The following is a 21,600-nucleotide window of genomic DNA, read 5'->3' as shown; positions in this document are numbered from 1 at the left end:
TTAGCGGGTTTCAAGCCAGCATCGCATGACCTAACTTCCGTATGGTCGTCGATCAAATTCCGGGCGACGCAGTGGTTCCTTGACACTTTCGCTCGAATGGATACCCGCCCCGGGGCGGCGTACCGGTTTGTCCGACAGAGCAGTGGGACTACGAGTCCCTACTGCAATGACCATCGGGTGACACGGGAACATTCGCGTCCGCACAGCCCGAAAACTGCATGGAGCGCTGGCAACATGTCTGCGGATCAATATCTCAACCAACAATTGGAGTGCCCCCGCTGCCGGACAACCAGGCTGCGGATCCCAAGAGGCGTGTCCCCAGGCACTCCGATCGTCTGCAGTGACTGCGCAGAATATCTGGGAACGTGGGGGGAGTTGCAGGATGCCTTCGAAAGGCAGGGTGGCTGTCGCGGTGCCTTTCGAATAGAGTGGGGGCGGTTCAAGAAAATCTGATGAACTGCAAATGCCCTACTAAATCGCTGTTGCCCGATCCGGGGCCGAATTTACCTGCGTGGACCGCGATAGCTGTGTTGGCCGCAATCGATGTAGAGCCGTAGAATCGAACTGTTTGGTCTGCGCTCTCGGCGCCATTTGACCAGCCGCTCATCGGACCGACCTCCACCCGAAGCCGGAGCCACTGCGGCAGGGAGCCTGTGGAGACAAACTTTGGGTTGACGCTAATGCTGCGGGGCCTGCTGTTCACCGAGCCTGCGATCACCCTCGGCCAGGCTAAGGCATCGTTGCTGCCTGATGGGCCGTAACGGCGGCCATGTTCTGGTTCAGGTGACCCATGATCCAGATTGAGCCCAAAACCACCAGCGCCACGATCAGAACGCCGAAGGCAAGCGCGAGGACATTGTTGGTGTTGTCGGGCCCGGTGGTGATGTGCAGGAAGAAGACGAGGTGCACCCCCATCTGCGCGATGGCGAGCACCGTCAGGGCCGAGATCACCGCCGGCTGGTAGATCACGTCGGTCTGCGCGGCGAGGAAGGAAGCGACGGTCAACAGGATCGCCAGGCCGAAGCCAAGCAGGTAGCCCGCAAGACCGCCCGCGATCTCATGTTCCTCGATGCGCTCTTCACCCGGTGCCGCGTCGCGATGATCGAGCGCCTTGTCGTCGCGAGTGTCCGCTTCGCTCATGATGATGCTCCAAGAAGGTAGACTAGTGTGAAAATGGCGACCCAGATGATGTCCAGCGCGTGCCAGAACAGGCTGAAGCAATGCACCCGGCGCAAGATCTCGGGCCGGAACCCCTTCACCCAAAGCTGAGCCATCATTGTGCCGAGCCACAGCAGACCCAGCCCGACATGGGTGCCGTGGCAGCCGACGAGGGCGAAGAAGGCCGAAAGGAAGGCGCTGCGCGACGGGCCGGCCTGCTCGTTCACCATCGTTGCGAATTCCTGCACTTCCAGGAACACGAAGGCCGCGCCGAGCAAGCCGGTGACAAGCAGCCAGAATTGCGCGGCAGCCATCGACCGGCGACGCGTCGCGAGCATTGCCAGGCCACCGGTAAAGCTCGACGTGAGCAGCAGACCCGTCTGCGCCGCCACGCGCGTGAGCTCGAACAGGTCCTTGCCTGTCGGCCCGTCGGCCGTCTGCTTGGACAGGACAGCGTATGCGGCAAAGAAAGCCGAGAACATGATGATGTCCGACAGGAGGAAGATCCAGAATCCATAGGCTACGGTGACGAACTTCGACGCCGGCCCGCCTTCGCCGCGTCCGGTCGCCGAGAACAGGCCATGGGCCTGGCTGCGGCCCAGCCGATAGGGATCGCGCGGTGCGCTGCCTGCCGTGATGTCGCTCATGCCGGACGCTCCCGGCTGCGCATCCATGCAAGCTGCGCTGCCCGGCCGCCGCGATCGATGCGTTCGACCTCGCTGGCGGGAATCTCATAATCGCCATGCTCGCGCCACGCGAACACGACGAAAGTGATATAGGCGCCGATGAAGCCGACGATCGCCAACCACCAGATGTGCCAGATGAGCGCGAAGCCGATCAGCGTGCTGAAGAAGGCGGTGACGAAACCTGTCGGGCTGTTGCGCGGCATCTCGATCGGTTCGTAGTTGCGCTTGCTCTCCGGCGCCTGCTCGTCGGCGGCCCTTTGCTTGATGGTCCAATAAGGCTCTTCATTTTCGACATGCGGCAGCCGCGCATAGTTGAATACGGGGGGCGGCGAGAGCGTCGACCACTCCAGCGAGCGCCCGTCCCAGGGATCGCCCGTCTGGTCGCGCAAGGCCTCGCGTTGCCTGATCGATACGATCAACTGTGTGATCTGGCAGGCTGCGCCGACGATCATCACCGCAATGCCGAAGGCCGCGACCATCAGCCATGGCGTCCAGAGGTCCATATCGATGTGCTGGAGCCGGCGGGTCATCCCGAGCAGCCCGACGATATAGAGCGGCACGAAGACCAGCACATAGCCGGCAAGCGTGGTCCAGAATGCCGCCTTGCCCCAGCCTTCGTGCAAGCGGAAGCCGAAGGCCTTCGGGAACCAGTAGGTGAAACCGGCAAAGGCGCCGAACAGCACGCCCGAGATGATGACGTTGTGGAAATGCGCCACGAGAAAGAGCGAATTGTGAAGCATGAAGTCGGCCGGCGGGACGGCGAGCAGCACACCCGTCATGCCGCCAACCGTGAAGGTGGTGACAAAGCCCAGCGCCCACAACATCGGCGTGTCGAAGCGCACGCGTCCGCCATACATGGTGAAGAGCCAGTTGTAGATCTTGACCCCCGTGCCGACGGCGATGACCGAGGTGGCGATGCCGAAGGCTGCGTTGACGTCGGCGCCGGCGCCCATGGTGAAGAAATGATGCAGCCACACCATGAAGGAGACGATGCAGATGAACAGCGTCGCCGCCACCATTGAGCGGTATCCGAAAAGCGGCTTCGACGAGAAGGTGGAGAAGATCTCCGAATAGATGCCGAAGGCGGGCAACACCAGGATGTAGACTTCCGGATGGCCCCAGGCCCAGATGAGATTGACGAACATCATCTGGTTGCCGCCGGCTTCGTTGGTGAAGAAATGGAAGCCGAGATAGCGGTCGAGCGTCAGCATCGCCAGCGTGGCGGTCAGGATGGGGAAGGCCGCGACGATCAGCAGGTTGGAAGCGAGCGAGGTCCAGCAGAACATCGGCATGCGCAGATAACCCATGCCCGGCGCGCGCATCTTGAGGATGGTGGTCACCAGGTTGACGCCGGTGAGCAGCGTGCCGACGCCGGAGATCTGGATTGACCAGAGATAGTAGTCGACCCCGACGCCCGGCGAATAGGTCATCTCGGAAAGAGGCGCGTAGGGCAGCCAGCCGGTGCGCGCGAACTCGCCGACGACGAGGGAAATGTTGACGAGCAGCGCGCCGGTCGCGGTCAGCCAGAAGCTCACCGAATTCAGCGTCGGGAAAGCGACGTCACGGATGCCGAGCTGCAGCGGCACGACGAAATTCATCAGGCCGATCATGAACGGCATCGCCGCGAAGAAGATCATGATGGTGCCGTGCGCGGAAAAGATCTGGTCGTAATGCTCCGGCGGCAGATAGCCCGGCGCATGGATGGCGAGCGCCTGCTGGGTACGCATCATGATGGCATCGACGAAGCCGCGCAGAAGCATCAGTGCCGCCAGCACGATATACATGACGCCGATGCGCTTGTGATCGACCGAGGTTATCCATTCTCGCCACAGATAGGGCCAGTAGCCTTTCACCGTGATCCAGACCAGCACCGCGGCGGCCGCCAGGAAGACGACCAGGGCTGCGCCGAGTGGAATGGGCTGGTCGAAGGGAATGGCCGACCAGTCGAGTTTGCCGAGCATCGTCATCCTCCTTCTTTGGGCGGGTGCGTCAAGGCCGGCGCCGCCTTCGGCTCGGCCTTCGGGCTCACCTGCGGCTCGCCGGCGGCGGTTTCGGCTGGCCCCGGTCCGGGCGGCAGGGTCTGGCGCAGCACTGCGTCGAACAGGCCAGGCTCGACCTGGCCGAAGGCGGCAGGCGGCATGTTGATGCTTTGGCGGGCAAGCGCGCGATAGGCGTTGGCATCCAAGACGCCTTTGCCATGCAGCGATGAAGCCCAACTGGCGAATGCGTCCGCGGAGACCGCCCGTACACGGAAGTTCATGTCGGAAAAGCCGTCGCCGCTGAAATGAGCCGACAGGCCGAAATAATCGTCTTCGCGGTCGGCCTGCAGATGCAACTCGGTCTGCATGCCGTTCATGACATAGACCATGCTGCCGAGCTGCGGCACGAAGAAGGTGTTCATCACGCTGGCCGAGGTAAGCCTGAAATGCACCGGCGTGCCAGCGGGAATGACCAGCTGATTGACAGTTCCGACACCCTGGTCCGGATAGAGGAACAGCCATTTCCAGTCGAGCGCCACCACCTGCACTTCCAGGGGGCGCTGGCCGGACGCGATCGGCCGGCGCGGATCGAGGTGGTGGGATCCGTAATAGATCAGCCCACCAAGGAAGAGGATTGTGAGCGTCGGGATCGACCAGATGATCAACTCGATCTTGCCGGAATAGGTGAAATTTGGGTCGTAGCGCGCATTGCGGTTGGTGGCGCGAAACATCCAGGCAAAGGCCAGCAGCGCGATCAAGGTCGGGACGACGATGACCAGCATCACGGCAAGCGAGTTCAGAAGGATGGTGCGGTTGCCGACCCCGATCGGTCCCTGCGGATCGAGCACGCCTCCCGCGCAGCCGGGCAGGGCCGAGACTGCGGGCAACCAGAAGAGCGGGCGCAGTGACTGAGATCTACTGGGCAAAAGCACAACGGTTGGTCACGGGTTTGAGACAGAGCGTCCATCAAGGGGCGCGTGGAAATCTCGGATCAGGTCTCCCGAGCGCTGACGCGGTCTTTCTGCCGACACCCTGCAACTCCGGGAGACACGCCCCAACTGTCACAGCAGGCGGTTGTTCCATTACTTTCGCGGGCATCAGGCGTTGGAACGAACAGCTCGCTTGCGATGGCGATATGGCGGTGAGGTTGAGCGCGTCACTGGGTAAACCGATCGCGGGGCATGGCCGCTCTGATCGACGGCATCGGCGACGCTATCTCGCGAATGAGAGGACGTCCGAGGCCAGGGCGCCAGATCAGTAAGAGCCCGTGACGCTATCGGTGGAACTGCGCAGTTTCCGGACCGTTTCCGCAGTTACCGGAGCGGCCTGGTTGCCCCAGGCGTTACGAACATAGGTGGCGAGCGCAGCGATCTGGTCGTCCGACAATTTCCAGCCAAACGATGGCATCGTCTTGTCGTTGGGGTTCTGCGCCGTCGCTGCGGCATGGCCGCCGTTCAGAATGAGGCGAAGCATCGACAGCGGTTGGTCCGATTGCACGACCGCGTCGCCCCTCAGCGAAGGGAACACACCCTCGACACCTTCGCCGCCGAGCTGGTGGCATGCAGCGCAATCATCGCCATAAATTGCCTTTCCGGCGCTGAGCATCTTCTGATCGGCACTGCCAGCAGAATTGGGGGTGAAGGCAGGCAAGGATTTGAGGAACGTGGCGATTGCCTGCAGATCCTGGTCCGTCAGCTTCGAGGTCGAGTCCTTGACCACTGCGCCCATCGGACCATAGGCAGTCGTGCGCGCATTGTGGCCGGTTTTGAGGCCACGATGTCCTCTTCGCTCCAGGAGCCCAGGCCCGTGCGTTTGTCGCCCGTCAGGTTGGGCGCGAACCAGTTCTGCACCTCGGCGCCTTGAAAGGCTTCCGACGTCTTCGATGAGCCGAGAATATTCTTGGGCGTGTGGCAGGCGCCGCAATGGCCGAGCCCCTCAACCAGGTAGGCACCGCGATTCCATTCGGCGGACTGGTCCTTGCCGGGCTGGAATTCGCCGGGCTTGAAGAACAGGCCATTCCATGCCGCCATGGCAAACCTGTGATTGAGTGGCCAGATAAATTCGTTGTCGCGCGGTTTGGCCCGCACCGGGGCCAGGGTGCGCAGGTAGGCGCGGATGTCGTCGACGTCCTCGCGCGTCACCTTGGTGAACCAGGGATAAGGGAAGGCCGGGTAAAGGCGCCGGCCATCGGCGGCCAGCCCCTCATGCATGGCTCGGTAGAACTGCTCTTCCGTCCATGCCCCGATGCCGGTCTCGGGATCCGGCGTTATGTTGGCGGAGTAGATCGTGCCGAAGGGCGTCTCGATTGGCCTGTCGCCCGCGAAGGGCTTGCCGTCATCGGCAGTATGGCAAGCCTCACAATCTCCCGCCGCCACCAGATACCGTCCACGCTCCTGCTTGCCGAAATCACCGATCTGAGCATATGCGAAGGGACCCAGCGTCACGAGCACCGCGCCGAGCGCTGCGGCAAATGCCACCAGAACGACTGCGCGTCGCGTGATCATGTGTGCACCAATGGGCCGGGATGCTTGAGGTATTGGCGGCGGATCGCATCCGCTGCCCACAGCGCAAGAGCGCTTACCGTTCCGGTCGGGTTGTAGCCGCTATTGTGGGGGAAGGCGCTGGCGCCAACCACGAACAGATCGGGCACGTCCCAGTGCTGGAGATATCTGTTGATCACGCTGTCGGCCGGGCTGGCGCCCATGATGGCGCCACCGGTGTTGTGCGTCGACTGATAAGGCTCAATGTCATAGTGCGGTCCGCGCGCCGACTTCTTGATCTCGCGAGGCTTCATGGCGTGCGCGATCTCCACCATCTTGCCCATGGCGAAATCCTGCATCTTCAGTTCGTTCTGCTTGAAGTCGTAGGTCATGCGCATGAGCGGCCGGCCATAGACATCGCGGTAGGACGGATCGAGATCGAGATGGTTAGACTTGTCCGGCATGACCGCCCCCATGAGCGACACGGACATCGACTTGAGATAATTCTCGACGAAGGCCTTCTTCCACTTGGCGCCCCATTTCGGGGTTCCTTCCGGCAACAGCTCCGTTTCGATTGGACGTCCCGTCGTCATGTAGCCGGCGATATACCCGCCATGGATGAATCCGAGGCCGGTGTGGTCGAAATTGTCGCCGTTCCAATCGTCGACGATGACGCCCAACGCGCCCGCCCCGACGAAAGGATTGAGGAGCTTGTCATCGAAGAACAGGTCGACGGAAGGCGTGAGCTGATAGCAGTAGTTCTTACCGAGCGTGCCCTGGCCAGTACCTGGATCGTAGATCTTGCCGATGCCTGAGCTCATCAGCAGATGCACGTTGTGCGTGGCATAGGCGCACACAATGACGAGATCCGCCGGCTGCTCGAATTCGTTGCCCTGGGCGTCGACGTAAGTGACGCCGGTCGCGTGCTTGCCGGAAGCGTCCACGTTGACCCGCGTGACCTCGCTTTCCGTGCGAACGGTGAAATTCTTCTTCCGCATCAGGACGGGCAGGATGGTCGTCTGGGCACTGGCCTTGGAATAGTTGCCGCAGCCGAATTTCTCGCAGAAGCCGCAATAGGTGCAGGGCGCCAGCGTGACGCCGAGCGGATTGGTATAGGCTTGCGACATGTTGCCCGAAGGGCATGGAAACGGGTGCAGCCCGAGGGAAGCTGCCGCTTGACCGAACAGCGTCGGCCCGTAGGTCTGCTTCATCGGGGGCGTGGGGTAGGGCTTCGAGCGAGGCCCTTCGAAGGGATTGCCGCCCGCCTGTTTCTGTCCCTTGACGTTGCCGGCCTGGCCAGCGATGCCGCACAGTTCCTCCCAGCGCATGTAGTAGGGCTCTAGCTCGTCATAGGTGATGCCCCAGTCCTGCAGCATCATGTCCTGCGAAACCGCGGCGTTCCCGTATCGCGCGACGGTCTGGCTGCGAATCTGGAAATCATAGGGCAGGAAGCGCCAGGCCTGGCCGTTCCAATGGATGATGGATCCGCCGACGCCGGTGCCGGGCAGAAACGAGCCGAGCCGCCGCATCGGAAGAGCCGTCTGGTCGGGGGTATTGCGGAAGGTCAAGGTCTCCTGAGCGGTCTCTTCGAACAGATGCCCGTGATAGCGGTAGCGCAGCTCATCCTGAATGAAGCTGGGCGCAAAGTCGGTTCCCGTGTCGCGCCAGCTGCCGCGCTCCAGCGCGAGCACCTCGAGCCCGTCTTCCGTAAGCTCCTGCGCCATGATTGCTCCGGTCCAGCCGAAGCCAACCAGGACCACGTCGACGGACGGAAGCCTGTTGACCATGCGTCAGCCTTCCCCGTTCCATTCCGGACGGCCGCGGATCCCGACTGGCGGTTGATCATAGCGTTGTCCGTGCCGGTCGACCCAGTCGAGATAATTGTACCGCGCGCCGGGAAACCCAAGCATCTTCCATCCCGCCATATCCTTGTTCCCGCCATAGATGGGATCGCTGAACATGCCCTCCTTGGTGTTCAGCCAGAGCATCTTGAAAAAGGTCTTGGCATCCACCCCGCCAAGGTCGAGCTTGCCTTTCTCGAGATCGCTTATGATCGCGTCCTGTTGGTCTGGTGCCAGGCCGGCGAAAGGCGCGGCAGAATGCGAGGACGCGACGTGGTCCTCTATAGCCTTGATGGCTGCCCGATAGAGCGCAGAAGGGGTCAGGCGCGATTGATAGCCCTGCGTCTCCTCTCCCTTTGACCAGGGGCCTTGCATGTACCAGCCCTGTGCCCGACCGTAGGCACCGGCCAATTGATGATCGATGAACAGCGCAACCCCGCATGCCTTGGCTCCGGGCCCGATGGCGTCGTCTGGAACGAGCCTTTCGGTAGCGGCTTCGATGAAAGCCGCCTCCTCGGGTGTAAAAAACTTGTAGTCAGGGGCCTGGAGGGGATGCGGAGCGTCGGCCTGATGCGGCAGCCACGGATCTTTGTCGCCACCATGAACATCACGTGAAAAGGCGGGTGCCGTGCCAACGCCTCCGGCTGCCGCTGCGGCGGTTGCACTGACCGCCAGGAATTGGCGGCGGCTGACTTTTTTCGGTTTCACGACGCGGCCATGATTGCGAGTGCGTGTGGAGCCAAACTGGGGCATCGGGGAAATGTTCCCTCCGCGGGTCACTTTTTCGGAGCGCGATTGAACGCCGAGCGGAGGTGAGACCGGGCAGGTCCTCAGCGATGCGCGGACCACGCTGATATGGAGGCCAGATCGTCCGCAGCGCCAAAGTGGCTGCGGCCAATTGCACCGTCGTGGTCGGCCCGATCCCAGCAACACGGTTTGGGCGGTTCGGTAGATCGTCTTGCTGGCGCATGAGCGCCGAAAGGCTGCGCGTCAGCCGCGCTCGGTTCTTCAGCCGATCAGGGTCAGCCCGAAGAGAATAGCCAGCCACAAGGCGACCGCCACCGCAACCAGCGGCGGCAGGGTTTCCTCTCCGGTCAGCTTCATGAACACCACCGCGACGACAGCTGCCTTCATCGCCGCGATCAAAAGGTTCACGGCAGTGTTGGCACCATGAAGATCGAGGAAGGATGATCCGACCGTCAGCCCAAGAAGGACCAGCAATGCGACATAAGCGAAGGCGAGCTTACGGATGTGTTCCATGGCGCCTACGCGTGCACCAAATAGAGGACGGGAAACAGGAATATCCACACGATGTCGACGAAGTGCCAGTAAAGCCCGATCGCATGGGTACGGCGCACACGGCTGTCGATGTCGGTCCGCCGCCATGACAAAAGCAGGCCTGCAACGACCGCTATGCCGCTGGCCAGATGCACTGCGTGCAGGCCGGTCAACGCGAAATAGAGACTGAAGAAGAACTGCGCGTGAACGGGATCCGGCCCCTGGTAGGAGAAAGGCGCCCCCATAACCGGCGCGATGCCTTCGTGGAACTCCTTGGCGTATTCAGTCCCCTTTATGCAAAGGAAAGCGACGCCCAAAAAAGCGGTTATGCCCAGCGTCCAGGCCGCGGTGTTCCAACGGCGTGCCGACGCGCTCTCATGCGCAAACGCCATGGTGAAGCTCGACGTGATGAGCACTGCGGTGTTGAGAGTGCCCAACGGCAAGGACAGATGTTTTGAGGCAGCTGCGAAGGCGGGAAGATAGCGGATATGCGCCACCAGGAAGACCAGCAGGATGGCGCCGAAAAGCATCGCTTCAGAGCCCAAGAAAATCCACATGCCGAAACGATCGGCGGCTTCCTCGCGCCGCACCGTATCGAAGGCTACACTTTCGGGTGCCCGGGTCATGCATCCTCCCGCCGATGCGGGCTGAAGCGTTCGTGCTGCAGTCCCTTCATGGGATAGTCATAGGCAGGTCGCGTGACGACCGGCGTCACTTCGAAATTGTGCGGCGGCGGCGGCGAGCTCGTCTGCCATTCGAGACCGGTCGCACCCCAGGGGTTGGCCGGGGCTGTGGCCCCGCGAAACAGCGACCAGCCAAGATAGAAGAGCGGCATGAGGTAGCCTATTGCGAGCACCACCGCTCCGGCCGAGGAGAGCACATGCCAGAACTGGAACTCCGGTGGATAGGTGTGGTAGCGGCGCGGCATGCCGAGATAGCCCAGCACGAACTGCGGAAAGAACGTCAGATTGAACCCCACCAGGGACGTCACCGCAGCGACACGCCCCCACATCTCCGCATAGAGTCGCCCAGTCATCTTCGGCCACCAGAAATGGATGCCGGCCATGAACGCCATCACCATGCCGCCGACCATGATGTAATGGAAATGCGCCACAACGAAATAGGTGTCGTGCACATGCACGTCGAAGCCCAGCGCGGCGAGCGCGAGACCCGCCAGTCCGCCGAATGTGAACAGCGCCAGGAAGAACAGCGAATAAAGCATCGGCGCCTCGAAGGTGATCTCGCCCTTGCGAAGCGTCAGGCTCCAGTTGAAGACCTTGATGGCGGATGGAATGGCCACACAGAACGACAGGAACGAAAAGACCACCCCTGCATAGGTGGACTGTCCTGAGACGAACATGTGATGTCCCCAGACCAGGAAGCCTAGAACGGCTATGGCCATCGAGGCGAGCGCGACCGAGGTGTAGCCGAACAGCGGCCGCCGGCTGAAGCAGGGCAGCACCTCCGAGACGACACCCATTCCGGGCAGGATCATGATGTAGACGGCCGGATGCGAGTAGAACCAGAACAGATGCTGGAACAGCAGAGGATCGCCGCCGAGGTCCGGATTGAAGATGCCGATCCCGAAGACACGTTCCAGCACGATCAGTATCAGGGAAGCCGCAAGCACCGGCGTTGCCAGCACCATCACCAGGCTGGTCGCATACAACGTCCACACAAAGATCGGCAGCCGGAACCAGGTCAGGCCGGGAGCCCTGAGCTTGTGAACTGTGACGATGAAGTTGATGCCGGTCATGATGGTGGAGAAGCCGACGATGAACACGCCAAGCGCGGCTGTGGAAACGAAACTGTCGGAATAGAGGCTGGAAAGCGGGGTGTAGAACGTCCAACCGGTGTCGACACCGCCGGCCACGACCGAAGCGAGCGCAAACCCGCTGCCGATGATGAAGACGTACCAGCTCGCAAGATTGACACGCGGAAAGGCGAGATCGCGGGCGCCGATCATCAGCGGCAGCAGAAAATTCCCCAAACTGGCCGGGATCGATGGCACCAGGAAAAACCACACCATGATGATGCCGTGCAGGGAGAAAAGGCGATTGTAGACGGCGTCGGAGACGAGGTCGCCCGCCGGTGTCGCAAGCTCGATGCGCATGAGAACGGCGAAGAACCCGCCCAGGAAGAAGAAGCCCGTCAACGACACGAGATAGAGCCAGGCGATGCGCTTGTGGTCGGTGGTCAGCAACCAGGACCGTATGCCCGCGCCCTCCGCGAAATAGGTCTCGACATGCGCGCTCTGGCTGCTCATTGGCTCGTCTCGCTGCGACCGGGTGAACTGGCGGATAGCGACTTCAAATAGGCCACCAGCATCTGCAATTCCGATTCATCGATCAGGCCGTCGAAACTCGGCATGATCGGATCATAGCCGGCGGCGATCTGTTTCGCGGGCTGCAGGATCGAGTCCCTGAGATAGGCTTCGTCGGCAACCACTGTCTGCCTGTCCGACAAGGCGACCGGCTTGCCGTAGACGCCGGCAAGGTCGGGCGCGCGAACCTTGCTCGAGGGTCCGTGGCAGCCCGAGCAGCCCAAGGCGCGAAAGAGTCTCGCGCCACCTTCGGCCAGGGATTCGTCCTGGCCTTGCGCGGCGAGCCACTGCGCGAATTGTTCAGGCGGCATGACGGTCACCCAGCCACCCATTTCGGAATGCTGGGTGCCGCAATATTCGGCACAGAACAAGTGATAGCGCCCCGGCTTGTCGGCAATGAACCACAGGTGCGTGGTTCGGCCGGGCACCGCGTCCTGCTTCAAGCGGAATGCCGGAACGTAGAACGAGTGGATCACGTCTTGGGAGGCAAGCGACACGACCACCGCCTTGCCGGCCGGCACGTGCAGCTCGTTGATTTCACGCTGCCCGCCGGCATGGCGGAACGTCCACATCCACTGCTTGCCGAGCCCAGCTATTTCCAAAGCGTCGGCAGGCGGCTGATCGCGGTAAACGTAGAGTTCAGCGCCCCAGGCGAAGATGATGAACGCAACGACCAGACTGGCGCCGGTCCAGCCGATCTCCAGCGGCAGGCTACGGCCGCGCGCGCCGGTGCGATCCGCCGATGTGCCTGCCCGGTATTTCACCGCATAGTACACGACAAGGCCTGTCAGGAGCAGAGTGAGAGCTGTCGAGAATGCCAACACCCCATAAAACAAGACGTCGACCTTGCCTGCGACCGAAGAGGCTTCCGGCGGCGCGAAATGGATTGCAAAGCTCATGCCCGCCTCCGCGCAAGCAGAGCGATGCCGCTGCCAAGCACAAGCAGCGTCGCGATACCTCCGATCTTGAGCGCGGCCCAGATAGGCGCGGTATACTGCCCCTTGGACGTGTCGAACCCCGCGCACAGCAAAAAGACATGATCCGCGATCGAGCCCAGCTTGTTCGCGGACGCCTCGACGAGCGCCAGCCTCAGGTCGCGTGGCTCGAAGGTCAGGGCCGGCAGAACGCGAGAGATGCGCCCCCTGGGTGTCACGGCCAGGACGGCGATCGGATGGACGAATTGATTCACGCGTGGTCGCGTGTCGAAATGGATGCCCGCCTCAGCCGCCAGTGATGCGCCGGCGCCATCGGCGCCGGTCAGAAAGTGCCACGCCTTCAGCCCGGCGGGCGTCGTTGACTGCGCGACAACCTCTTTGGCACTTGCTGCGTCATCTGCCGTCTCGGTCCTGTCGATCGAAATGAACAGGGCGCGGTAGTCCGCGGGATCGAGACCAGTCTTCCGGAGGTCGGAGGCGACCGCCTGCTGCGTGAGGCCGCACAGGTTCGGGCATTTGTCATAGCCGAACACCACGAGTGCCGGCTTTCCGGACAGAATCTCGTCGAGGGATCGTTCGGCTCCAGAGGAGTCGCGAAGCTTGCGGCCGAGGTCGAACTGCGCTCCGATCTTGGGGTCGAAGGACGGTCGCTCGACAGCGCGCACCGTCACGGCGCTTCCAAGCAAAACCAATGCGGCCAACAGCAGCGACTTCATTGGGCCGTCCCTTTGGTGGTCGTGTCGCGGCATTGCTGCGCCTGCTTTGAGCGGGGCACATCCGCGCTCAGCAGGGCGCACTCTCCCTCCGCCGCCACAGTCTTGTCCCAAACCGGCAGGCCGTTTCGAACGACGAGCTTCATGGCGTCGTCGATCGGAATGCGAGCGATGCCTGCCGTGCGGTCGACCCAACCAAGCTTGTTCAGCTCGGCATTTTCCGCACTCCGGGTCGAGGCGAGCTCCTGTCCGGGGGCTGTCGAGAGCTTCGGCGTCGCATCGTTTGAACGCCACGCCGCACCTGGCGGCGGCCACCGCGGAGGCAGGACGAACAGCGCATAGAGCATGCCGCTCGCCACAAGCAGGAACACGGCCAGTCCTCCTGCGAAGAGAAGCAGGGTTCCGGGCCAGACGTCTCGCGTCTCGGGAGGGCGCGAATTCTCAGTCATGAATGCCCACCCGGCGCCAGAAAAGTTGAAGCTGAGGCTCTCGCAACAGCAACAGGAACACCGCGAGCCACAGCCCGCCGGCACCGGCAAAGGCGCCCAATTCGATCCAGATTGACGACAGTTTCGGTGCGACCAGCGGCGCGCGGACGCGCCACAGGGTCTCGAATATGTGCCCGGCAAGCATCGCCGCCGCCAACGACATCAGGCCCCGGTGGATGCGTTTGACGTCGCGCACAAGAAACCCGCCGAACGGTAGGATGAACTGCAGCAGGATGACCAGCCAAAGCACGACCAGCCAGATGCCTGATGTGCGCAGCACGTACCAGTGAATCTCGTTTGGCAGGTCACCCGCCCAGATGACCAGCCATTGCATATAGGCGAGGTAGGCCAGGGTGAGCATGAAGCCGAACAGCATATTGGCCACGTCCTCGCCGAGTGAGGTCTTTTCGCCTCCGCCCGGCAAAGCCGCGACGGCTTGGGTTGCAGCAAGGACCAGCAAGGTCAACGACGCGGCGCCGACGACCTCGGCAGATGCCTCCAACATGCCGTAGACGGTCGAGCTCAATTCCGGGTCGAGCGACAGCATCCAGTCTATTGCGAAAACCGAGACCGCTGCCCCTTGCAGCACGAGACCAAGCGCGAAGCCGCGGCTTGAACGGGTACGCTTGTCGCCATCGGTCCAGTTCAGGATCAAGGCGGCCAGCACCAGCCAGATCGCGGCACAAGCCCCGAGCCGAACGAGGAAGAACGGAACGTTGAGGTATGATAGTTTCTCGCGGATGACGTCGGGCAAAGTTGCGGTGTCACCGACCGCCCAGGGAAAGACGAGGTCGGGGCGGGCCGCAACAGGCAAGAGGAGGACAAGCGCCAGCGGCAGCGTGCAGGTCATTGCCCGCAAGCAGGGCCGCATCGCGTCTCCCCAACGGCCACCCGTGAGGCCATGGATCATCAGCAGCGTCATGGCGCCAAGCGGAAAGCCAACCGCGAGGATCGCGGCCGTCATCCAGGCGGCAAGCAGCACCCGCAGATTGAGGACCGCCCCGGCCAAACAGACAACGAGGCCGATTGCGCCTACCGCCAATGCCGCCCTTGCGGGGCCGTGGTCGGGAAGCCGGATCATGGGACGGCCTCGCTCCGGAGCTTGGCCTTCAGATCCTCGCTCAGTTCAGCCACCGGTGCATCGCGCGAATATTGTAGCGCACGGATGTAGGCAACGATCGCCCACCGATCCGCCGGCGGCACCCGCGATCGGTAGGAATACATCACTCCGTATCCGTTGGTGATGACATCATAGAAATGGCGGTCCGAAGCCTGGCGCAGCGCGTCCTGATGGTAGCTTGGCGGCGAAGGAAAGCCGTGCCTGGGGATCACCCCGCGGCCATCGCCGGCGCGCCCGTGGCAGGGCGCGCAGAAGATCTCGAACCGCTGGCGTCCATGTTGGAGCAGGGCAAATGTTATTGGATAGGGAATCGTCTGGGGGGTCGCCGAGAGATCTTCACCGCGCTCGATTGTACCCTGTATCGGCATGCGCGCCGATGCGCCATCGGCAAACTCGTTGCTTGCGTCGAGCGGATTGTAGCGCGGTTGCTCGGCCATTTGCTGCTTGCAGGCGGCAAGCAACGGCGCCATGCCGACCAGCACGGCGAGGGCCGCCCTCATGCCTCCACCTCTGAAATTTGATCTGCGCCCAGCCGGGAGAGCTGGGCTTTGGTGGCGGCTCTGGTGAATTTCGGATCGTCGGCTCTTACCAGAAGGTAGAAGTTGCCCCCTTCGGCAAAACTGAAGATCGGCGCGTTGAAGACCGGATGGTAGTAGCGCGGCAGGCCGTTGGCGACAAACACGCCGATGAATCCGGCAACGGCGGCGCCCAGGATGGCGGCTTCGAAAGCGATGACGATGTAAGCCGGCCACGAATGCAGCGGTCTGCCGCCGACATTGATCGGATAGTCTATCTCTACAGAGTAGAGGATCAGTCCGTAGGCGAAAGCTGCCCCGAGGATCGCGCCGGCAAGGACCACAAGCGGCATTCTGGTCTTGGGCATGCCCAGGATGTCAGCGAGCTCCGGGACGGGATAAGGGGAGTAGCCGTCCATGCGGCTATAGCCGCGTTTGCGCATGGCCCTGGCTGCATCGGCAAGGCGATCGGCATCTGGGAATGATGCGATGATGCCGTAGAGCGTCATGATCCCTTGCCCTCTTCAGCCAATTCCTCGACCTCAAAGATCGTGATCGCCGGCAGGATGCGAATGAACAGGAACACCAGAGCAAAGAAAGTGCCCAGCGAGCCGAACAGGATGCCGTAGTCGAGCCAGGTCAGCGATTGCTCGTCCCACGCCGAAGGCAGGAAGTCGCGGCTGGGACCGCTGACGACGATCACATAGCGCTCCAGCCACATGCCGACATTGATGATCACGGCGACTATGAACAGCACCGGCATGTTGCGCCGGACCGCGCGAAGCCACAGCAGTTGAAGAACGCCGCAATTGCAGAAAAGCATCGCCCAGAACATCCACGCATAGGGGCCGATGGCCCGTTCGACCATCATGGTGCGCTCGTAGGCTTCGCCGGAGTACCAGGCGAAGAAGGCCTCGGAGACGTAGCCGTAGGCGACGACCATGCCTGACGCGATCATCAGCTTGGCGGCATTGTCCATGTGCTTGAGCGTGATCAGGTCTTCGACGGAAAAGGCCCACCGCAACGGAATGGCGATGGTCAGCACCATGGCGAAACCAGAGAGCAGCGCGCCAGCGACGAAATAGGGCGGGAAGATCGTCGAATGATAGCCGGGCACGATGGCGAAGGTGAAGTCGAGCGAGACGATGGAATGGACCGAGACAACCAGCGGCGTCGCAAGCGCCGCCATCAGGTAATAGACACTTTCATAGCGCGCCCAGTGATAGGCTGAGCCGCGCCATCCCATTGCAAGCAGGCCGTAGAAGACCTGAGCGGCACGCGAGCGTGCCCGGTCGCGCAGTATCGCGAGGTCAGGCAGCAGGCCCATATACCAGAACAGCAGCGAGACGGTCGCATAGGTGGCGATCGCCGCGAAATCCCAGACAAGGGGGCTGCGCCATTGCGGCCAGCGCATATGCGTGTCGGGCAGCGGCAGGAGCCAGTAGAAGAACCAGGGCCGGCCAAGATGCAGGATTGGATAGAGACCCGCCATGGCAACGGCGAAGAGCGTCATGGCTTCGGCAAAGCGGTTGATCGAGGCGCGCCACGGCTGGCGCAGAAGCAAAAGCACCGCCGAGATCAACGTGCCGGCATGCCCGATGCCGATCCACCAGACGAAGGACGAGATCATGGTGCCCCACGCGACGGGGATGTTGATGCCGTAGGCGCCAACGCCGACCGCAATCAGATATGTGATCGAATAGAGGAAGAGCAGGACAAGGAGGAAGAACAGGAAGAAGGCTGTCCAGAAGTAGCGCGGCAGCCGCCCCTGCAGCACGACCGAAGCGATACGCCCACTGATTTCGGGGAAGTCGTGCCGGCCCAACAGATTGGGCGGGCGCGGCGGTGTCTTGTTGGTGCCTGCTGCAGCCTCAGCCATCGGCCTCCCCCTGACGGCGCGAGGCGGTAGCGTCCCTGCTGCCCGTGTTGCGGATGCGTCCAAGGTAGGTGGTTCGAGGACGGGTATTCAGTTCTTCCAGCAAAGCATAGGAATGAGGTGCGGCTCGCTCGCGGTTTACCTGGGACTGCACGCGGTTCTTGTCGCCGAAGGTGATGGCGCGCGTCGGGCAGGCTTGCTGGCAGGCGGTGACCACCTCTCCGTCCTGGATAGGCCGGTTGTCTTTCTGCGCCTCGATGCGCTTTGCGCTGATGCGCTGGACGCAATAGGTGCACTTTTCCATCACGCCGCGCGAGCGCACCGTGACATTGGGATTGTATGCAGCCTGACGCGGGCCGGCCGTCTCCTTGTCGAAGTTCTGGAACTCGAGGAAATTGAAACGCCGCACCTTGTAGGGACAGTTCTGCGAGCAGTAGCGGGTGCCGATGCAGCGATTGTAGACTTGGGCGTTCAGCCCGTCATGGGTGTGGACCGTGGCGTTGACCGGGCAGACCACCTCGCATGGCGCCTTCTCGCACTGCATGCAGGGTACAGGCTGGAACAGTGTTTCCGGTGCCTCCGGCGGTCCGTGATAGTAACGGTCGACGCGCAGCCAGTGCATCTCGTGGCCAAGGGCACATTGGTCCGGCCCGACTGTCGGGATGTTGTTCTCTGTCTGGCACGCCGCGACACAGGCCATGCACCCGATGCAGGCCGACAGATCGATCGACATCGCCCAGGCCTCTTCAGGATAGCTCCAATCGGGGTAGACGGATTCAGTCGGTGGCGGCGGCACGCCGTCGCGCACGAAATCCGGTGCCTGTTTGAAATGATCCAGCGAGGCAAAGCGCACGATCGCGCGCCCCTCCATCGTCTGATGCTCCTGCGTGGTCACAAGGGGAGCAACCCGTTGGCCCACTGTCATCGTAACGCCCTGTGCGGACCAGGGTTCGCCGGCCGTCCGGAACCGAAACGCGTCATAGCCCCCCGCCATCGCCGCTACGCCGCCCAATGGGAACTGCCCGCGGCCGAGCGTAAGGGTTACGGTATCAGCGGGCTGACCCGGCATGATCCATGCCGGCCCTTCGATCGACTGCGTGTTGCTTTCCAGCCTTATCGTCTGCCCGTTGCGAAGCCCGAGCCTACTGGCGTTGGCCGGGGCGATCATGACCACGTTGGCCCAGACGACTTTCGTCAGCGGATGTGGCAACTCCTGCAGCATGGCGCAGTTGGCATGTCGACCGTCACCCAGATACGGATCGGCAAGTATCCGGACCTCCAGGCCGTTGGCGAGGGATTTGCCGCCGGGCGGGGGAAGGGCGCCTGACGTTGAGACGGCTATCGGCGCCGCCGCCGTCCCCGCGACCACCCCATCGCGGAGCGTCTTGCGCCAGGCTTCGTCGTCCAGCGATGGCGCCCATGTCGCGCGGACCAGTGACAGCGGGTTGGAGTTGAAATCCCCCTCCAGGGCGGCAAGGATTTCGTGGAGCGTCCTGCCGCCGAACAGAGGAGCTATCAGCGGCTGCATAATCGAGGCGGTGCCGTCATGAGCTCGCGCGTCGCTCCATGCCTCGAGGTCGTGAGCAGCCGGAATGTGCCAGTGGGACAGCATGGCCGTGGCGTCGCGATAAAGACCGCAATGGACGAGCAGGGTCAGGCGCTTGAGGGCCTTCACAACGTCGATGTCGGCCGGGGCCGTCGCCATGGGATTGGCGCCAAGCACGAAAAGCTCGCTCACCGAACCGGCTTCGATGTCCCGGCACATGGCGGCCAGGTCACCGGTCACCGGCATTGCATGCGGGGCATCGATCAGGTGGACAGTGCTGCCCAGCGCGCCAAGACGAGCATTGATCGCCAGGGCGACGCTGTGGACATAATTGCTTTGCTGCTCGCCGGCGACAACGAGAGCTCGCGCTCCGGCGGACTGGAGTTCGGCGGTCGCATCGGCAAACCATGGAGGACGTTCCGCATCGGGCGTGTTGCTGGTGGGTGCGACGCCCATGGCGGTGGCAAGCGCTTGTGAAAGCGCTTCCACCCGGCTTGGCCGGACGGCGTGATGGTGATCGGCAGCCGCCGCCGTGATGCTCGGCGTCGTGGCGACGGCGAAAAATCGGCTCATCGCGTCGCCCGGGGCGCGTACGCGCCGCCGGGAGATGAAATCCGCTGCGTAGGCGAGACGGCCGGGACCTTGCGCGAGGAAGTCGGAGTCCAGCGACAGGACCACATCGGCCTTGTCGAAATGGTGGACAGGAACGCAGGCGCGGCCGAACAGGGATTGCGCCGCTTGTTCGGCCCCGGGCGCGGCCAAGGCATCGTGACCATAGATTCGCAAAGAGGGATAACGCGAGCGGAGCCGCTCGATCTGGGCTTTGAGCGTGGGAGAGGTTGTCGCCCCGATCAGGATCGCGCAGCCCTCTCCCTGCCTTGTTGCCAAGCGCGTGCCCAAAGCGACCATGTCGCGGAGGAAGTCGCCATACGAGGCGGGATCCCCATCTTTGAGCGGCGTTCGCGATCGCTCGGGATCGAACAGTTCCAGGACAGAGGCTTGCATGACGGCGTCGCTAGCACCGCGCGAGCTCGGATGATCGGGATTGCCCTCGATCTTGGTTGGGCGACCCTCATGGCTCTCGACGACGGCACCGATCCCATAGCCCTGGCTCGACAGGGCGGTCGCATAGTACAACGGCTTGCCGGGGATCACGATTTCCGGCTGTCGGACATAGGGCACGATTTCCCGTGCCGGGCTGCAGGCGGCCAGCCCCGCCATCGACAGCGATGCGCCCATCAGCTGCAGCAGGGTGCGTCGGTCGATATCTACCGGGAACCTGCGGGCGAGCGACGGGAATTCCGCCTGCAGATAGCTGTCCAGCTCAGCCGTTCCGGCACGCTCCTCCAGGCTCCGCCAAAGCCGCTCCTTTTCCCGCGCAGCGGGTTCGCTATCGATGGCAGACATAGCAATCCGTCATCGTGTCAGGGTGAATGCCAAGAGCGCTGATGAGCTGCTTGCGAATGGCATCGATGTCCTCGGGTGCCTTCCAGTGCAGTAGAAAGACATCGCCAGGAGGACGAAGGTTCGGCCCGGGATTTCTATGGCAGCCGAGACACCATTCCATCGACAGGGGCTGCGCCTTCGCCATCAGCGGCATGTCGTCGACCTCGCCGTGGCATGTTTCGCACGCAACGCCTTTGGCGATGTGGATGGAGTGATTGAAGTAGACGTAATCCGGCACTGAGTTGACGCGATGCCACCGCAAGGGCTGGCCGCTGGCCAAGCTTGCCCGGACCGGCGCAAGCATGGCGGCGTTGGTATAGAGCTGAGAGTGGCAGGTCATGCAAACCTCCGTGGCTGGAAGGCCAGCCGAGGCGGACGTCTCGACGCCGTTGTGGCAATAGCGGCAATCGATGCCCAGCTCTCCCACGTGATGCTTGTGGCTGAAAGGCACAGGCTGCGCCATCGCTTCCCCCACTCCCGTCACAAAGTGCGATCTCAGCCATGCGGTCCCGAGCGTCGCCGCCGCCATCGATGCCGCGAGCGTGCCCCACAGCACGAAACGCACGGCGCCGTCTGCGCTTCTGGCGAAAACCTGGGGCATCCCCTCCGGAACCTGAATTGCTCTCCGGCTCCCGAACTTCGCAATCGCTCAGGAGTTCCAAAAAATCGCCCTGCGTTCACGCATTGGTGACTAGGCAGGCAGAACTGGCCGCAGCGCTGTTCGCCCTCTTGACTGTGTCAGCTCGTCAAAGCGGCACTGGGGCGCGCCGCAAATTTAAAAAGGCTCCCTTGGTCTTGTGAGCCTCGAGCCGGGCGAGTGCGGGGTTGCACGCCACACGGCGAGGTACCCGTGCGCTTGAGCTCGCGGCGGCCCCTAGCCCGGCATTCCCTTTCGAGCCCTTGGCGAACCTGGCGAGGTGCGTTTCGCTCGCCACCGGCAAGAGCAAGGAACCTTATGATGTCGGCGCAGTTTGGGGCAGGGCTGCGAAAGGACGAAACTCGGATCCAACGGCATGCGCTTCAACGGCCTGCGGCCTGGCCCGATCCGAGAGTGCCCCAGACAAAAACGGAGGCAAGTCGGAAGGGACGTGAATCCGATGGCTACCACCGCGCGAGCTCGGGCCCGCCCTGTGCTCGGTGGCTGCTTCGCAGCTAGAAGATCTGCGGTCGGCAGGGACCAGCGATAACCGCAAACCCGCAAGCAGGGACACCACGG

20 protein-coding genes are annotated in these 21,600 nt (G+C 62.7%); all 20 read right to left on the bottom strand.

All coding sequences use genetic code 11. The features are described 5' to 3' along the window. Positions 1 to 729 precede the first annotated feature (729 nt). Positions 730 to 1,140 carry a cytochrome o ubiquinol oxidase subunit IV gene (cyoD, locus tag MJ8_RS24055; RefSeq protein WP_201411175.1) on the bottom strand — a complete coding sequence of 137 codons (411 nt, stop codon included), beginning with the start codon at positions 1,138 to 1,140 and terminating at the stop codon, positions 730 to 732. Then, on the bottom strand, positions 1,137 to 1,805 hold the full coding sequence (gene cyoC / locus MJ8_RS24050; RefSeq protein ID WP_201411174.1) for a cytochrome o ubiquinol oxidase subunit III: 669 nt from the start codon (positions 1,803 to 1,805) through the stop codon (positions 1,137 to 1,139). Before cyoC ends, cyoD begins: the two co-directional genes overlap by 4 nt. Continuing rightward, entirely contained in the window at positions 1,802 to 3,805 is a 2,004-nt protein-coding gene (gene cyoB, locus MJ8_RS24045; RefSeq protein WP_201411173.1) for a cytochrome o ubiquinol oxidase subunit I, read from the bottom strand. The genes cyoC and cyoB overlap by 4 nt, the downstream gene beginning before the upstream one ends. A gap of 2 nt (positions 3,806 to 3,807) precedes the next feature. Further along, positions 3,808 to 4,710, bottom strand: coding sequence for a ubiquinol oxidase subunit II (gene cyoA / locus MJ8_RS24040; RefSeq protein ID WP_225248020.1), 903 nt, complete (start codon positions 4,708 to 4,710; stop codon positions 3,808 to 3,810). A gap of 367 nt (positions 4,711 to 5,077) precedes the next feature. Beyond that, positions 5,078 to 5,542 carry a c-type cytochrome gene (locus MJ8_RS32405; protein ID WP_225248019.1) on the bottom strand — a complete coding sequence of 155 codons (465 nt, stop codon included), beginning with the start codon at positions 5,540 to 5,542 and terminating at the stop codon, positions 5,078 to 5,080. Next, positions 5,515 to 6,327, bottom strand: coding sequence for a c-type cytochrome (locus MJ8_RS24035; protein ID WP_225248018.1), 813 nt, complete (start codon positions 6,325 to 6,327; stop codon positions 5,515 to 5,517). Before MJ8_RS24035 ends, MJ8_RS32405 begins: the two co-directional genes overlap by 28 nt. Further along, a complete protein-coding gene (locus tag MJ8_RS24030; RefSeq protein WP_201411171.1) occupies positions 6,324 to 8,090 on the bottom strand; it encodes a GMC family oxidoreductase in 1,767 nt (588 codons plus the stop codon). Before MJ8_RS24030 ends, MJ8_RS24035 begins: the two co-directional genes overlap by 4 nt. Before the next feature lie 3 nt (positions 8,091 to 8,093). Continuing rightward, positions 8,094 to 8,897, bottom strand: coding sequence for a gluconate 2-dehydrogenase subunit 3 family protein (locus tag MJ8_RS24025; protein WP_201411170.1), 804 nt, complete (start codon positions 8,895 to 8,897; stop codon positions 8,094 to 8,096). A gap of 255 nt (positions 8,898 to 9,152) precedes the next feature. Beyond that, complete coding sequence (locus tag MJ8_RS24020) at positions 9,153 to 9,404, bottom strand: cytochrome C oxidase subunit IV family protein (protein WP_201411169.1); 252 nt, start codon at positions 9,402 to 9,404, stop codon at positions 9,153 to 9,155. 5 nt (positions 9,405 to 9,409) lie between these two features. After that, entirely contained in the window at positions 9,410 to 10,048 is a 639-nt protein-coding gene (locus tag MJ8_RS24015) for a heme-copper oxidase subunit III (protein WP_201411168.1), read from the bottom strand. Beyond that, complete coding sequence (ctaD, locus tag MJ8_RS24010) at positions 10,045 to 11,688, bottom strand: cytochrome c oxidase subunit I (RefSeq protein WP_201411167.1); 1,644 nt, start codon at positions 11,686 to 11,688, stop codon at positions 10,045 to 10,047. Before ctaD ends, MJ8_RS24015 begins: the two co-directional genes overlap by 4 nt. Further along, positions 11,685 to 12,644: a cytochrome c oxidase subunit II gene (gene coxB, locus MJ8_RS24005; protein ID WP_041005290.1), complete on the bottom strand. Its 960-nt coding sequence runs from the start codon at positions 12,642 to 12,644 to the stop codon at positions 11,685 to 11,687. The genes ctaD and coxB overlap by 4 nt, the downstream gene beginning before the upstream one ends. Further along, a complete protein-coding gene (locus tag MJ8_RS24000; protein WP_201411166.1) occupies positions 12,641 to 13,396 on the bottom strand; it encodes an SCO family protein in 756 nt (251 codons plus the stop codon). Before MJ8_RS24000 ends, coxB begins: the two co-directional genes overlap by 4 nt. Then, positions 13,393 to 13,764 carry a hypothetical protein gene (locus MJ8_RS23995; protein WP_201411165.1) on the bottom strand — a complete coding sequence of 124 codons (372 nt, stop codon included), beginning with the start codon at positions 13,762 to 13,764 and terminating at the stop codon, positions 13,393 to 13,395. The genes MJ8_RS24000 and MJ8_RS23995 overlap by 4 nt, the downstream gene beginning before the upstream one ends. A 70-nt stretch (positions 13,765 to 13,834) precedes the next feature. Continuing rightward, the gene (locus tag MJ8_RS23990; protein ID WP_201411164.1) at positions 13,835 to 14,962 is read right to left on the bottom strand and encodes a hypothetical protein; all 1,128 of its coding nucleotides are present in this window, start codon (positions 14,960 to 14,962) and stop codon (positions 13,835 to 13,837) included. Then, positions 14,959 to 15,501, bottom strand: a complete 543-nt coding sequence (locus MJ8_RS23985; protein ID WP_201411163.1) for a c-type cytochrome — start codon at positions 15,499 to 15,501, stop codon at positions 14,959 to 14,961. Before MJ8_RS23985 ends, MJ8_RS23990 begins: the two co-directional genes overlap by 4 nt. Beyond that, on the bottom strand, positions 15,498 to 16,025 hold the full coding sequence (locus tag MJ8_RS23980; protein WP_201411162.1) for a DUF3341 domain-containing protein: 528 nt from the start codon (positions 16,023 to 16,025) through the stop codon (positions 15,498 to 15,500). The genes MJ8_RS23985 and MJ8_RS23980 overlap by 4 nt, the downstream gene beginning before the upstream one ends. Next, positions 16,022 to 17,395, bottom strand: a complete 1,374-nt coding sequence (nrfD, locus tag MJ8_RS23975) for an NrfD/PsrC family molybdoenzyme membrane anchor subunit (protein ID WP_201411161.1) — start codon at positions 17,393 to 17,395, stop codon at positions 16,022 to 16,024. Before nrfD ends, MJ8_RS23980 begins: the two co-directional genes overlap by 4 nt. Further along, positions 17,388 to 20,345, bottom strand: a complete 2,958-nt coding sequence (locus tag MJ8_RS23970; RefSeq protein ID WP_201411160.1) for a TAT-variant-translocated molybdopterin oxidoreductase — start codon at positions 20,343 to 20,345, stop codon at positions 17,388 to 17,390. The genes nrfD and MJ8_RS23970 overlap by 8 nt, the downstream gene beginning before the upstream one ends. Next, the gene (locus MJ8_RS23965) at positions 20,329 to 20,985 is read right to left on the bottom strand and encodes a cytochrome c3 family protein (RefSeq protein ID WP_041005282.1); all 657 of its coding nucleotides are present in this window, start codon (positions 20,983 to 20,985) and stop codon (positions 20,329 to 20,331) included. Before MJ8_RS23965 ends, MJ8_RS23970 begins: the two co-directional genes overlap by 17 nt. Positions 20,986 to 21,600: the final 615 nt, after the last annotated feature.

The organism is Mesorhizobium sp. J8, assembly GCF_016591715.1.
In the GTDB taxonomy this organism is placed as follows: Bacteria; Pseudomonadota; Alphaproteobacteria; order Rhizobiales; family Rhizobiaceae; genus Mesorhizobium.
Note: the sequence above shows the minus strand (reverse complement) of the source record. Positions and strands in the feature narration are given on the sequence as shown.